This is a genomic window from Arthrobacter rhombi (genome assembly GCF_039526245.1).
Classification (GTDB): Bacteria; Actinomycetota; Actinomycetes; order Actinomycetales; family Micrococcaceae; genus Arthrobacter_H; species Arthrobacter_H rhombi.
The window spans coordinates 342,088-354,776 of record NZ_BAAAIV010000012.1 but is presented as its reverse complement, the minus strand read 5'-3'; the positions used below and the strand labels follow the sequence as shown (position 1 = coordinate 354,776).

Sequence of the window (12,689 nt, the reverse complement as noted above, 5' to 3'; positions counted from 1 at the left end):
CGTCCTTAGGGCTGGCGGGATGGATGGCAGGTCGGTGGTTTCGTTCAGTGCCCTCGCGCTGGCTTGGCGGCGCTGCCGGCAGCAATGAACGACCGCAAGGCGGTGACGGGGTCGTGGTCCTTGACCAGGGCTTCGCCCACGAGGACCGCATCGGCGCCGTGGGATCCGTACAAGGCCACGTCGTCGCTGGAGCGGATGCCGGATTCGGCAACGATGACGACGTTGTCCGGGATGTCCCCGACCAGACGGGCGAAGTTGTCGCGGTCGACGTCCAGCGTCTTGAGGTTGCGGACGTTCACGCCGATGATGCGGGCTCCGACCCGGATGGCGCGTTCGATTTCCGCGGGGGTGTGGGTTTCCACCAACGCGTTCATGCCCAGGTCGTGGGTCAGGTCCAGGAACGCCGCCAGGTCGTGGTCGTCCAATGCTGCGACGATGAGCAGGACCAGATCGGCCCCGTGGGCGCGGGCTTCATGGATCTGGTAGGCATCCACGGTGAAGTCCTTGCGCAGCAGCGGGGTGTCCACCGCGGCGCGTACGGCGTCGAAGTCGGCCAGCGAGCCGCCGAAGCGGCGCTGTTCGGTGAGCACGGAGATCGCCGAGGCGCCGCCGTCCCGGTATTGCCGGGCCAGTTCCGCGGGTTCCGGAATGTCCGCCAACGCACCCTTGGAGGGGCTGCGGCGCTTGACCTCGGAGATCACGCGCAGCGTCTGGTCCCGTTGGCTCTGGTCATGGTGGCCGCCGAGAGCGGCGTAGGCGTCACGCGCCGGGGGCGCCGCCTGGGCGCGGGCGCGGATGGCCGCGTCGCCGATCTGGAGTCGGCGTTCGTGCAGATCCTCGCGAACTCCGGTGATGATGTCCTCGAGAACGGTCACTCCTAGTGGCCGTTTCCGTTCGAACGGTGGCCACCGACGCCGAAGCCGATCTGGCGCATGACGCCGCCGGCGATCAGGCCGATGACGATGATGGCAATGCCGATGTAGACGCCCAGTGCGGCGTGCAGGGCGAAGGCAATGCACCCAACGAGCGTTCCGATGAGCATGACGCCGACTGCCGTCCAGGCGGCAATGCTGTTGCCGTGGCCGACAGGTTCGGTGAGAACCGGGTCAAGACCCTCTGCGTTCCGGGCGGTCACGTTGCTTGCCATGTTTTGATCTACTCCTCGGTGCCTCAGGTATCCCGGTGTCGTGCCGGGCCAAACTGGTTACTATTCTGCCACTCTTTTCGGCGTGATGCCGCCATGTTGCGACGGGCACGGCCGCCCCGCGTCACCGGGTGGGGTCTTCGCCCCGCGAGAGGCTGTCCCAGCCGTCGATTTCGTCCAGGGAACCCGAATCGTCGGGCTGCTCCCCCGGGGCGTCGCCCTCCTGGCCGGAGGTCGTTGGCGCCGTCGCCCGGGCTGCTTCGGTGCTTTCGCCGGTCGCTGCCGCTGCCGGAGTGTATTTGCGGCTGGTCTTCCACCGCCGGCCGGCCACGGCGAGCCAGATGGCCGAAGCCATGATCCAGACGCCGATGATGACGGTCAGCCAGGGCCAGAAGGTCACCTGGTAGTCGCCCTGGATCCGCATGGTTCCCGCCGCGTCACCGACCTTCGACACGGAAGCTGCAATGGGGTTCGACAACGCGGACAGCGCGGAAGCGGTGATGCCCAGCCCGGAGAGCAGGACCAGGACGGCGATGATCCAGCGCGCCAGTCGACCGGCGATGGCTGCTGCGACGGAACCCGCCAGGGCGACCACTGCCAACGCGGCAACGGCGGTGGCCGCGTCCTTGCCGGAGACGTCGAATTCCTGGACGTTGATGGCGCCCTGGGCCGGCACGACGTGGATCCACGTCCGCGTGCTCATGGCCAGCCCGGCGATGCCCCCGATGACCCCGGCGAACACGACGAAGCGCTTGGACATCCACCGGCTCCCGGTGCTGCGTTGCGGTTCGGTGGGGGTGTGGATGGTGCTCATGCTTCCTCCTCGGCGACGGCCGGACGCAGCGTGCGCGCCGCCCAGACGGCACGCATCGGTGCTGCTGCCTTGTTGATGCTTTCCTGGGCTTCCGCGTCGACCTCCGAGTCGGCGACGATCCCTCCCCCGGCTTGGATGTAGGCACGCCCGTCCTTGAGCAGTGCCGACCTGATGGCAATGGCCATGTCCATGTCGCCGGCGAAATCCAGGTAGCCCACGACACCGCCGTAGACGCCACGTCGGTGGGGCTCGAACTCGTCCAGCAGGCGCAGGGCGCGTGGCTTCGGGGCCCCGGACAGCGTTCCCGCGGGGAAGGTCGCCGCCAGGACGTCGTAGGCCGTCGACGCGGCGTCGAGCCGCCCCACCACGTTGGAGACGAGATGCATGATGTGGCTGAAGCGCTCGACCTCCATGAACTGGGTGACTTCCACCGTGCCCGGTTCGCAGACCTTGGACAGGTCGTTGCGGCTCAGGTCCACGAGCATGAGGTGCTCGGCACGTTCCTTCTCGTCGGAGAGCAGGTCCTTTTCGTGCAGGTGGTCCTCTTCGTAGGTCACCCCACGCGGCCTGGAACCGGCAATCGGATGGGTCACGACGTCCCGGTCGTTCACGGTGACCAGCGCCTCCGGCGAGGATCCGACGATGGCGTAGGCACCGCCGTCGGAATCCTGGAGGTTGTACAGGTACATGTAGGGGCTGGGGTTGGTCGTGCGCAGGATCCGGTAGACGTCCAGCGGGTCGGCAGTGCATTCGAGCTCGAAGCGCCGCGAGACCACCACCTGGAAGACCTCGCCGTCGACGATGGCCTCCTTGCCGCGCAGGATCGCCTGCCGGTAACCGTCCTCGTCCCAGCTGTGGGTCACCGCTTCCATGAGTTCCGCCGAGGGGACCTGGGTTCCGGAGAAGACGGACGCCGAGCCGGGGGCCGGAACGGTGAGCCCGTCAAGCATGGAGCGCAGGCGCCCGACGGCGTCGTGATAGGCCGCGTCGACGCCGGTGTCGGCACCATCCTGGTTGATGGCGTTGGCGATCAGCGTGACCGTTGAGTCGCGGTTGTCCACCACGGCCATGTCGCTGACCAGGTTCATGGCCAGTTCGGGCAGCCCCAGGTCATCCGGCGGCGGGTCGGGAAGCCGTTCCCAGTGCCTGACGCTTTCCCAGCCGACGAAACCGACCATGCCCGAGGTGAAGGGCGGCAGGCCGTCCAGCGGTTCGGTGCGCAGCATCGCGATCGTGTCGCGCAGGACCTCCACCGGGCTGCCCTCGGTGGGCACGCCGGCCGGTGGCGAACCCAGCCAATGCGCCCGCCCGTCACGGGTGGTCAGGGTGGCCCGGGAGTCACATCCGATGAACGAAAACCGGCTCCAGACCCCGCCGGCGGCCGCGCTCTCCATGAGGAAGGTGCCGGCGCGGCCACCGGCGAGGCGTTCGTAGACGGCGATGGGCGTCAGCGTGTCGGCCAGCACGCGCAGGTTCACGGGGATGACGCTGCGGTTCCGCGCGAGCTCCCTGAACTGCTCGAGCGTGGGGGAAATGACACCGAATTCTTGCATGCTGTACTGGTTTCCTTGCGTGGTCGGCGGGTCTAGGCGTGGTCCGGGTCCGGGCCCTGGACCGCCGGGATGTCGCGGCCCTCGAAGCAGGTGCGGGTTCCCGTGTGGCACGCGGCCCCGATCTGGTGGACCTGGATCAGCAGGGCGTCGCCGTCGCAGTCGCGGGCGACCGATCGGACGAGTTGCTGGTGGCCTGAGGTGTCGCCCTTGCGCCAGTATTCCTGCCGGGACCTGGACCAGAAGGTGACCCGTCCCGAGGTGAGGGTGCGGCGCAATGCCTCGTCGTCCATCCATCCGAGCATGAGCACCTCGGAGGTGTCGTGCTGTTGGATGATGGCCGCCACGAGGCCGTCGGCGTCGCGTTTGAGTCCGGCGGCGATCCCCGGGTCGAGGGCAGGTTCCGTGGGCTGGGGGTCTGGGTTCTGCGGCATCGTGTCCAGTCTAGTGGCCCGGGCCCCGCGCCACGCAGTCCGCGACACCGGCAAACCCTTCCATGGGCCCGGGATCGTGCTAGTTTCAAGGTAATGCGATACGTACCCCCGTCACGTGAAGTCCTCGCCGAAGTCCTGCAGGCTGCTGGGCCCGACGAGGAGACGCTGTGCGCTGGTTGGAAGACCCGGCACCTGGCCGCGCATCTGGTGCTCCGCGAGCACAGCCCCTGGGCTGCAGGCCTGGCCATCAGTCCGCTGCAGGCGCCCATGGAACGGCGCTTGGACCGGCTGGCACGACGCGCCGAGGATCCGGGGCACTACGCCGAACTCGTTGACCGCTTCCGCCGCGGCCCCGCACCCTGGTCGCCCCTGGGGCTCCCCGCGGTGGAGCATGCAGCCAACCTCATCGAGTACTTCGTGCACACGGAGGATGTCAGGCGCGGCGTGGACCGGTGGGCCCCGCGCGTGCTCGACGACGAATACTCGGAAGTGTTGTGGGAGGCGCTGATCCGCAGGGCGGCCCTTTATTACCGCGGAGTCGACGTGGGGGTCATCCTGCGTCGTCCCGATGGGCAGCGTCATGTGGTCCGCAAGGCGGCGACGTCGGTGGCGATCACCGGGGTCCCCGGCGAGTTGATGATGCACGCCAACGGTCGGCGGAACCACGCGCTCGTCACCTTCGAGGGGTCCGAGGACGCATTGGCCCTGTTCTCCAGCACCCTGCCCTGAGGTCAACCGCGTGGGCACACGGCCCGGCCCCTACAGGCTGCGGGTGCGGTAGTGGTAGCTCGACGCGGTACTGAAACCCAGGGAGTTGTAGAGGACGATCGCGCCCACGTTGGATTCGCGGACCTGCAGCCAGACCCCACCGAGGACCCGACGGTACGCCTCGTGCAGGACGGCCTCCATGATCATCCGGGAGTAGCCCCGGCGACGGGCCTCGGGACGGGTGGTCACGCAGTAGATGCCGGCGTACTCCCCCACCACGGCCATGCGGGCGATCGACTCGATGCGCCCGTCCACCCGGATCCCGACGTAGACGGCAGGTGATCCCTTGAGGATCCGGCGGGAGACCTCACGGTCATCCGGTGCCGCCGGCCCATCCTGGTACCAGAACACCTCGAGCCACTCCTGCGAGGGCTCGTCGGAGAACTCGATGCGCGGATCCGGTTCGATGTCCGCGAACCGTCCGAGCTCGGTGGAATCCATTACCTGCACCAGGGTGGGGGTGCCCACCGTGTAGCCGCGGGCGGCCAGGTAGTCGTCCAGGTCGGCGGGTTGGGCTGCCGGGCTGATCTGGAATATGGAGTTCAGCCACCGTGCGGCGCTGCGCGTCTCGACCTCGGCGACGGCCGCCTCGAGGTCGTTGGGCATGGCGATCGGCAGGACGGAATTGGCCCGTTGGGTGATGCCGGCGGAGAACCTCAAGGTCCACCCGCCGAGGGCACTTTTCTCCAGGGCCGGCCAGGCGGCATCCATCAGCCGGTCAAGCTCTTCTGGTTCAGCGAACAGGATGGCCTGCCTCCTTGATGGCCTGTTTGACCCGCGCGATCATGTCGACCGGGCCGAAATGGAAGATCGACGCGGCGAGGACCGCGTCGGCCCCGGCGGCAATGGCCGCGGGAAAATGCGAGGGGTCACCGGCACCGCCGGAGGCGATGATCGGCACGTGGACCGCGGCCCTGACGGCGGCGATCATCTCGACGTCGAAGCCCTCCTTGGTGCCGTCTGCGTCGATCGAATTCAGCAGGATCTCGCCGACGCCGCTCTCGGCGGCCTCGCGCGCCCACTCGATGGCGTCCCTGCCCGACCCGGTGCGTCCCCCATGGGTGGTGACCTCGAAACCGGACGGCAATGAGGGGTCGTTGCTGCGGCGGGCGTCCAGGGACAGGACCAGGACCTGGGATCCGAAGCGGTGGGTGATCTCGCGGATGACCTCGGGCCGCTCCACGGCTGCCGTGTTGATCGAAGCCTTGTCGGCGCCGGCCCGGAGCAGCCGGTCGACGTCGTCAGCGGAGCGGACCCCGCCGCCGACGGTGAGCGGGATGAAGACCTCTTCGGCGGTGGTGCGCACGACGTCGAAGGTGGTCTCGCGGTTGCCCGAGCTGGCGGTCACGTCCAGGAAGGTCAGCTCGTCGGCGCCGGCTGCGTTGTAGCGTTTGGCCAACTCGACCGGGTCCCCCGCATCGCGCAGGCCCTCGAAGTTCACACCCTTCACGACGCGCCCTGCATCGACGTCGAGACAGGGGATGACACGGATGGCTACGCTCACGGGGTGGTCCTCTTTAGATGCGGATGGCGTGGATGTTGGTCACCAGGATGGCGCGGGCGCCCAGCTCGTAGAGCTCGTCCATGATGTTGTTGGCCTGGGCCTGCTTGACCATGGAGCGCACGGCCACCCAATCGCCGTCCTGCAGCGGGGAGACGGTCGGGGATTCCAGGCCCGGGGTCAGGGCGCACGCCCGTTCGACCAGGTCCTTGCGGATGTCGTAGTCCAGCATGGCGTAGCGGCGGGCCACCAGCACGCCCTGGAGGCGCCGGGTGAGGATCTCCAGGCCGTGGGGGTTCTCCCCCGTGCGCCCGATCAGTACGGCCTCGGACTCGAGGATGGGGTCCCCGAAGGTCTCCATGCCGGCGGCACGCAGGGTGCTGCCGGTCTCCACGACGTCGGCGATGGCGTCGGCCACGCCGAGCCGGACCGAGGACTCCACGGCGCCGTCGAGGCGGACGACGGAAGCGTCGATGCCCTCGCGGTCCAGGAAGTCACGCAGCAGGCCGTCGTAGCTGGTGGCGATGCGCTTGCCGTTGAGCTGGCCGACCGAGGAGAAGTCGCCGACGGGTCCGGCAAAGCGGAACGTCGAGGCGCCCAGGCCCAGGGGCAACAGTTCCTCGGCGTCGCCATTGACCCCGGCGTCCAGGAAGAGATCGCGTCCGGTGATGCCGACATCGAGGATGCCGCGTCCCACGTAGACGGCGATGTCGCGGGGGCGAAGGTAGAAGAATTCGACGTCGTTGTCCGGGTCGACCATGACCAGTTCGCGGTTGTCGCGGCGCTGGCGGTATCCGGATTCGTTGAGCATGGCGGTGGCTGCCTCGGAGAGGGCGCCCTTGTTCGGTACGGCTACTCGCAACATTCAGGTGCTCTTTTCTGTGCTGGCTGTGCTGGTCATCGGTACTGTGGCATCACGTGCCGCCCGTCCCGCCGGTGGCGGGTGTGGCGGCTAGAGATGCTTGTAGACGTCCTCGAGCGACAGGCCCTTGGCCAGCATCATCACCTGCAGGTGGTAGAGCAACTGGGAGATCTCCTCCGCGGCTTCTGCATCGGTCTCGTATTCGGCGGCCATCCAGACTTCGGCCGCTTCCTCCACGATCTTCTTGCCGATGCCATGGACACCCGAATCCAGCTCCGCAATGGTGCGGGAGCCCGTGGGGCGTTCCCGTGCCTTGTCGGCCAATTCGGCAAAGAGGGTGTCAAAGGTTTTCACCCCTCAAGGGTAGCCGTTGGGGGGCCGCCGTCCCGACTCGCCTCTTTCAATGTGACGAAAGCGACGAGCGGGATGGCGGCCGGGGGCCTGCTACTTGCCCGAGAGCACCAGGGCGGTCAGCAGTGCCGCGGACATGGCCTCGTGTCCCTTGTCCTCCACCGATCCGGGGAGGCCGGCACGGTCCAGGGCCTGCTGCTCGGTGTCGCAGGTGAGGACCCCGAAGCCGACCGGGGTGCCGGTGCGCACCGAGACATCGGTGAGCCCCGCCGTCGCGCCCTGGCAGACGAAATCGAAATGCGGGGTGCCCCCGCGGATGACCACGCCCAGGGCCACGACGGCGTCGAAGTTGTGGGCGAAGCGTGCCGCGGCGACGGGGAGCTCGAAGGTCCCCGGAACGCGGATAACCTCCGGTGCCGAGATGCCCGCGTCGGCTGCCGCCCGCAAGGCCCCGTCGACGAGTCCGTCCATGACCTCCTGGTGCCAGCTGGCCGCGACGATGACGGCGCTCAGTCCGGCCCGTCCGGCGGCCGCCAGCTGCTCCGTTCCGGTGGTGGGTGCTCCGTGTCCGCTCATCAGTGGTTCTCCTTCGTGGTGGATGTTTCGGGGGTATCGGGGGTGGCCGCGGTGAACGCCTCGGCCAGGATCTGGTGGGACATGCGTTCGCGTTTGGTCTGCAGGTACCTGGTGTTTTCCGGTCGGGCCGCAATCGTACTGGGGACCAGGGAGGCGACGTCGATGCCCGCCGCGCGCAACCAGCTGGCCTTCAGCGGGTTGTTGGTGATCAGCCGGATCCGCTCCAGCCCCAGGCCGTGGAGGATGGCCGCCGCCGCGTCGTAGCGCCGGGCGTCCACGGGCAGGCCGAGTTGTTCGTTGGCCTGGACCGTGTCCGCCCCGCCGTCCTGCAGCGAGTACGCGCGGATCTTGTTGGCCAAGCCGATGCCACGGCCCTCGTGTCCGCGCAGGTAGACGACGGTCCCCCCGGATGCGGCGATGGCGGCCAACGCGGCGTCGAGCTGTTCACCGCAATCGCAGCGGTACGAACCGAAGACGTCCCCGGTGAGGCACTCGGAGTGCAGGCGCACCAGCGGGGCCTCGCCTCCTGCATGCTGGGGGGTCGGGGCGGTGAGCACCAGGTGTTCCTGGCCGCTGTCGCGTTCGGTCCAGGCCTGCACGGCAAACGTCCCGTGGGCGGTGGGTACCGCCACCACGGGTCCGCCGAGCACCGCGGAGGAGCTGGCCGGTTCCGGTGCCGTGGCCCCGTGATCCTCCAGGTGGGCTGCCAGGTCCTCGATGCTGATCAACGGGATGGAGAACTCGTCGGCGAAGGCCCGCAGCGCGGGCACCCGCATCATGGTGCCGTCGTCGTGCACGAGTTCGGCGATCACCCCGACCGGCTGCACCCCGGCCAGCCGGCACAAGTCCACGCTGGCTTCGGTGTGGCCCCGGCGTTGCAGGACGCCGCCGTCGACGGCGCGCAGCGGGAACATGTGGCCGGGCCGGTTGATGGAGCCCTGGTCGCTGCCCGGATCGGCGAGGATGCGTGCCGTCAGAGCGCGGTCGGCGCCGCTGATGCCGGTGGTGACCCCGGCCGCAGCGTCGCAGGAGACCGTGTAGGCGGTGCCCTTGGCGTCCTGGTTGTGCTCCACCATGGGTGGCAGGCCGAGCCGGTCGGCCCGTTCGCCCGGCATCGGGACGCACAGCACGCCCGAGGAGTGCCGGATGGTCCAGCCCATCAGTTCGGGGGTGGCGAATTCGGCGGCGAAGATGATGTCGCCCTCGTTCTCCCGGTCCTCGTCATCGACGACGACGACGGGGCGCCCGGCGGCCATCGCGGCGATGGCCGCGTCGACCGGATCCAGCAGGTTGCCCTCACGATCTGCGGCGGCGGTGCCGCCTGGCTGCGGGGCGCTCATCGTGCCACCCCGTCGGCGAAGGCCGCCAGCCGTTCGGCATATTTGGCCATGACGTCGACCTCCAGGTTCACGGCGGCCCCCGGTGTGCGGGCCCTCAGGACGGTTTCACGCAGGGTGGTCGGGATGACGCCGACCTCGAAGTACTGCTCCGCCTCCCCGGCGCCCGAGACGGCGGTCACCGTCAGGGAGACGCCGTCCACGGCGATGGAACCCTTGCGGGCGACGTAGCGGGCCAGCTCGCGGGGCAGCCCGAAGCGCAGGCGCACCCAGTTGCCTTCGTCGGCGCGTTCGAGCACGGTGCCCGTTCCGTCCACGTGGCCCTGCACCACGTGGCCGTCCAGCCGCCCGCCGGCGACCACGCAGCGTTCGAGGTTGACCGGGTCGCCGGGGCGCAGTGCCCCGGTGGTGGTCAGGCGCAGCGACTCCCCCATCACGTCCAGGTCGACGAGGTCCCCGTCGATGGCGGTGGCGGTCAGGCAGACGCCGTTGACGGCGATGGATCCGCCGATCCCGAGGTCGGTTGCGTGGCCGGGGGCGCTGATGCGCAGCACGGCGGCGTCCTGCCCGGGGACGTCGGCGACGTTTTCGACGCGGCCCTGTCCGGTGATGATGCCCGTGAACATTAGCGGGTCCTTTCGTGGTCGGTGACCTGTGCGGGTCCCGAGGTCGGTGTGGGTTCGAGGTGCAGGACGGCGTCCGCACCCAGCAGCTGGTGGGCGGGGCCGCCGCGGTCGTCGTAGCGGAAGCGGGCGGCGTCTGCGAGCGTGGTGACGCCCAGGTCCCCGACGGCGTGGCGTCCGCTGCCCAGGAACAGGGGTGCCTGGTAGAGCCAGATCTCGTCGACGAGGTCGGCGGACAGGAACGCCGTGGCGATGGAGGCCCCGCCCTCGATCATGGCGTGGTCGATGCCCCGGCCGGCGAGGTCGGCCAGCACGGCCGCCGGGTCGTGTTCGCGCAGCTGCAGGTAGTCGGGCCCGTCGGCGATGGCGGCTCCGGCGGGCACGTCGCGGTGTCCCATCACCACGCGCAGCGGTTGCCGCGCGGCGGGCGATCCGTCGGGGGTCCGGGCGGTGAGGCGCGGGTTGTCGGCGAGGATGGTGCCGGTGCCGGCGATGATCGCCTCGGCCCGGGCGCGGACCGCGTGGGAATGCCCGCGGGCCCCGTCGCCGGTGATCCACTGGCTGGTGCCGTCCGCTGCGGCGATCCGCCCGTCCAGGCTCTGGGCCAGGTGCAGCGTGGTGAAGGGGCGATCGGCGGTCCGGGCAGCGAACCAGCGGTGGTTCAGCTCGCGGGCCGTGTCGCCACACAGTCCGCTCACCACATCGATGCCAGCCCGTTGCATCATCTCGGCACCGCCTCCGGCCCGTTCGGTGCCATCGGCACTGGCGTAGACCACGCGGCCGATGCCGGAACGGATGATGGCCTCCGCGCAGGGTCCGGTCCGCCCGGTGTGGCTGCAGGGTTCGAGGGTGGCCAGCAAGGTCAGCCGGCGCGCGCGATCGGCGGGCAGGTGCCCGAGTGCTGCCAGGGCTGCCGCCTCGGCGTGGGGTGTGCCCGCGCCGTGGTGCGCCCCGCTGGCCAGCACGGTCCCGTCCTCGTCGAGGATGACCGTGCCCACCAGCGGATTGGCACCGCGCACCCCGTCTCCGGCGAGCCGCAGGGCGTGGTCCATGCCGGCGCGTTCGGCGGCGCTGAAATCGCCGGCGGCCGCGGACAGCCCGCTCATGGGGCGCTCCGGGTGATCGGGTCGGGCATGGCGGTCTGCACGATGGCTTGTTCACGGTTCCTGACCCGCCACCAGACGAAGAACCCGGCCAGCGTGAAGCATCCGTAGAACAGGTACATGAAGGCGCTGGCGTAATACTGGGCGCTGAAGAGCAGCGGGACGCCGACGATGTCGACGGCCACCCACAGCAGCCAGAATTCCACCCACCCCTTGGCCATCCCCCAGGTGGCCAGCAGCGAACCGACGAAGGTCCAGGCGTCGGCCCAGACGGGTTCATAGGAGCCCAGGATCCTGAACAGCGGGGTCAGCGCGATGGTCCCGACCACCAGGATGACCAGCAGCGTCCAGCGTTCGCGGGGTGTGGCCCAGCGCGGCGAGATGGCGGTCCCGGAGCCGCTGCCCCGGGCCTGCTTCCACCGGTGGTAGCCGTAGAAGGAGACGGCGATGAACATGATCTGGCGTCCGGCCTGCCCCAACAGGTTCGCCGCATGCCCGGTGTCGAAGATGCTGCCGAGGAAGACGGTCAGCAACAGCAGGTTGCCGATGATGCCGACGGGCCAGGCCCAGACCTTGCGGCGCATGCCGCCCACGGCGCTGGCCAGGCCGAAGATGTTCCCGACGACCTCGCGCACCAGCAGCGAGCTGTTGCCGACCGGGATGTTGGCATTGAACAAATCAATGAGCCACCGCAGGGATTCCATCGTTCCTCCTCGTGAGCCGCGGCGGCTCCGGGGGTACGACAGCGAGGGAATCGTTGGCGGTACGTCACCGACGCACCGGTCAACGGACCAGCCCTGTACGTGCTTCTCCCATCCAGACTTTAACTGTCGGTACCGGAATTCCACCAGTTCAACCTCGGCGCCGTGAGGCACCTCGGGTCGCGGACTATAACCGCCGGTTCGGACTTACACCGACCCCGGAGCACGTGTGTTTACTTATGGACCTAAACTATAGTCCCGATCCGCCCGGGGCCACTACATGTCGCAGTGCGTCGATCGCCGCTGCCGGGTCCTCGGTGCCGTAGACACTGGATCCGGCCACGAACACATCGGCTCCCGCCTCGGCCGCGCGCAGGATCGTCTCGCGGGTGATGCCGCCGTCAACCTGCAGCGCCACGGGAAGCCCGGCACCGTCGATCGCCGCGCGGGCCCTGCGAATCTTGGGCAGGATGATGTCCAGGAACGATTGCCCGCCGAATCCCGGCTCCACCGTCATGAGCAGGAGCATGTCCAGCTCCGGCAGCATGTCGAGATACGGTTCGACGGCGGTGGCCGGGCGCAGGGCCATGGCCGCCCGGGTGCCGCGGGAGCGTAGTTCCCTGGCCAGCCGGACCGGTGCCGCGGCTGCCTCGGCATGGAAGGTGACGGACTGGACGCCCAGGTCGGCGTAGCCGGGGGCCCACCGGTCGACGTCGTCGATCATCAGGTGCACGTCCAACGGCAGCGCGCTGACCTGTCCGATCCGTTCCACGACGGGAAGACCCAACGTCAGGTTCGGGACGAAGTGGTTGTCCATGACGTCGACGTGGACGGCGTCGGCCGTCTCGATGCGGTGCAGTTCCGCCTCGAGGTTGGCGAAGTCAGCGGAGAGGATGCTGGGGTGGATCCGGCAACCGGACATGGG

The 12,689-nt window shown here is 69.1% G+C and carries 16 protein-coding genes and 1 riboswitch; of the genes, 1 reads left to right on the top strand and 15 read right to left on the bottom strand.

The genetic code is table 11. The features are described 5' to 3' along the window. Positions 1-44: 44 nt before the first annotated feature. The 5 genes from trpC to hisI form a co-directional block, all read right to left on the bottom strand. On the bottom strand, positions 45-875 hold the full coding sequence (gene trpC, locus ABD088_RS12310; RefSeq protein WP_343902222.1) for an indole-3-glycerol phosphate synthase TrpC: 831 nt from the start codon (positions 873-875) through the stop codon (positions 45-47). Between the two features lie 2 nt (positions 876-877). Further along, positions 878-1,147, bottom strand: coding sequence for an HGxxPAAW family protein (locus ABD088_RS12305; RefSeq protein WP_343902221.1), 270 nt, complete (start codon positions 1,145-1,147; stop codon positions 878-880). 121 nt (positions 1,148-1,268) lie between these two features. After that, a complete protein-coding gene (locus ABD088_RS12300; protein WP_343902220.1) occupies positions 1,269-1,958 on the bottom strand; it encodes a Trp biosynthesis-associated membrane protein in 690 nt (229 codons plus the stop codon). Further along, positions 1,955-3,511 carry an anthranilate synthase component I gene (locus ABD088_RS12295; RefSeq protein WP_343902219.1) on the bottom strand — a complete coding sequence of 519 codons (1,557 nt, stop codon included), beginning with the start codon at positions 3,509-3,511 and terminating at the stop codon, positions 1,955-1,957. The genes ABD088_RS12300 and ABD088_RS12295 overlap by 4 nt, the downstream gene beginning before the upstream one ends. A gap of 32 nt (positions 3,512-3,543) precedes the next feature. Next, on the bottom strand, positions 3,544-3,942 hold the full coding sequence (gene hisI / locus ABD088_RS12290; protein ID WP_343902218.1) for a phosphoribosyl-AMP cyclohydrolase: 399 nt from the start codon (positions 3,940-3,942) through the stop codon (positions 3,544-3,546). A 93-nt stretch (positions 3,943-4,035) separates the two neighbouring features. Between hisI and ABD088_RS12285 the strand changes: the two genes are divergently transcribed. After that, complete coding sequence (locus ABD088_RS12285) at positions 4,036-4,671, top strand: TIGR03085 family metal-binding protein (RefSeq protein ID WP_343902217.1); 636 nt, start codon at positions 4,036-4,038, stop codon at positions 4,669-4,671. 30 nt (positions 4,672-4,701) lie between these two features. Here ABD088_RS12285 and ABD088_RS12280 read toward each other — a convergent pair whose 3' ends face one another. The 10 genes from ABD088_RS12280 to rpe all read right to left on the bottom strand — a co-directional run bounded on the left by ABD088_RS12280 (position 4,702) and on the right by rpe (position 12,686). Beyond that, positions 4,702-5,421, bottom strand: coding sequence for a GNAT family N-acetyltransferase (locus ABD088_RS12280; RefSeq protein ID WP_343902216.1), 720 nt, complete (start codon positions 5,419-5,421; stop codon positions 4,702-4,704). A 22-nt stretch (positions 5,422-5,443) separates the two neighbouring features. Next, positions 5,444-6,214 (bottom strand): imidazole glycerol phosphate synthase subunit HisF, encoded by a 771-nt coding sequence (gene hisF / locus ABD088_RS12275; protein WP_343902215.1) that lies wholly within the window; start codon positions 6,212-6,214, stop codon positions 5,444-5,446. A gap of 13 nt (positions 6,215-6,227) precedes the next feature. Continuing rightward, the gene (hisG, locus tag ABD088_RS12270; protein ID WP_343902214.1) at positions 6,228-7,076 is read right to left on the bottom strand and encodes an ATP phosphoribosyltransferase; all 849 of its coding nucleotides are present in this window, start codon (positions 7,074-7,076) and stop codon (positions 6,228-6,230) included. 87 nt (positions 7,077-7,163) lie between these two features. Further along, positions 7,164-7,427: a phosphoribosyl-ATP diphosphatase gene (locus ABD088_RS12265; protein WP_343902213.1), complete on the bottom strand. Its 264-nt coding sequence runs from the start codon at positions 7,425-7,427 to the stop codon at positions 7,164-7,166. Positions 7,428-7,517: 90 nt separating this feature from the next. Further along, positions 7,518-8,000 (bottom strand): 6,7-dimethyl-8-ribityllumazine synthase, encoded by a 483-nt coding sequence (gene ribH, locus ABD088_RS12260; RefSeq protein ID WP_343902212.1) that lies wholly within the window; start codon positions 7,998-8,000, stop codon positions 7,518-7,520. Continuing rightward, a complete protein-coding gene (gene ribB / locus ABD088_RS12255; RefSeq protein WP_343902211.1) occupies positions 8,000-9,340 on the bottom strand; it encodes a 3,4-dihydroxy-2-butanone-4-phosphate synthase in 1,341 nt (446 codons plus the stop codon). Before ribB ends, ribH begins: the two co-directional genes overlap by 1 nt. After that, positions 9,337-9,963: a riboflavin synthase gene (locus ABD088_RS12250; RefSeq protein ID WP_343902210.1), complete on the bottom strand. Its 627-nt coding sequence runs from the start codon at positions 9,961-9,963 to the stop codon at positions 9,337-9,339. Before ABD088_RS12250 ends, ribB begins: the two co-directional genes overlap by 4 nt. Continuing rightward, the gene (gene ribD / locus ABD088_RS12245; RefSeq protein ID WP_343902209.1) at positions 9,963-11,066 is read right to left on the bottom strand and encodes a bifunctional diaminohydroxyphosphoribosylaminopyrimidine deaminase/5-amino-6-(5-phosphoribosylamino)uracil reductase RibD; all 1,104 of its coding nucleotides are present in this window, start codon (positions 11,064-11,066) and stop codon (positions 9,963-9,965) included. Before ribD ends, ABD088_RS12250 begins: the two co-directional genes overlap by 1 nt. Next, complete coding sequence (pnuC, locus tag ABD088_RS12240) at positions 11,063-11,767, bottom strand: nicotinamide riboside transporter PnuC (protein ID WP_343902208.1); 705 nt, start codon at positions 11,765-11,767, stop codon at positions 11,063-11,065. The genes ribD and pnuC overlap by 4 nt, the downstream gene beginning before the upstream one ends. Before the next feature lie 95 nt (positions 11,768-11,862). Next, a riboswitch (FMN riboswitch) is annotated at positions 11,863-11,995 on the bottom strand. A gap of 19 nt (positions 11,996-12,014) precedes the next feature. Then, complete coding sequence (gene rpe, locus ABD088_RS12235) at positions 12,015-12,686, bottom strand: ribulose-phosphate 3-epimerase (protein ID WP_343902207.1); 672 nt, start codon at positions 12,684-12,686, stop codon at positions 12,015-12,017. Positions 12,687-12,689 lie beyond the last annotated feature (3 nt).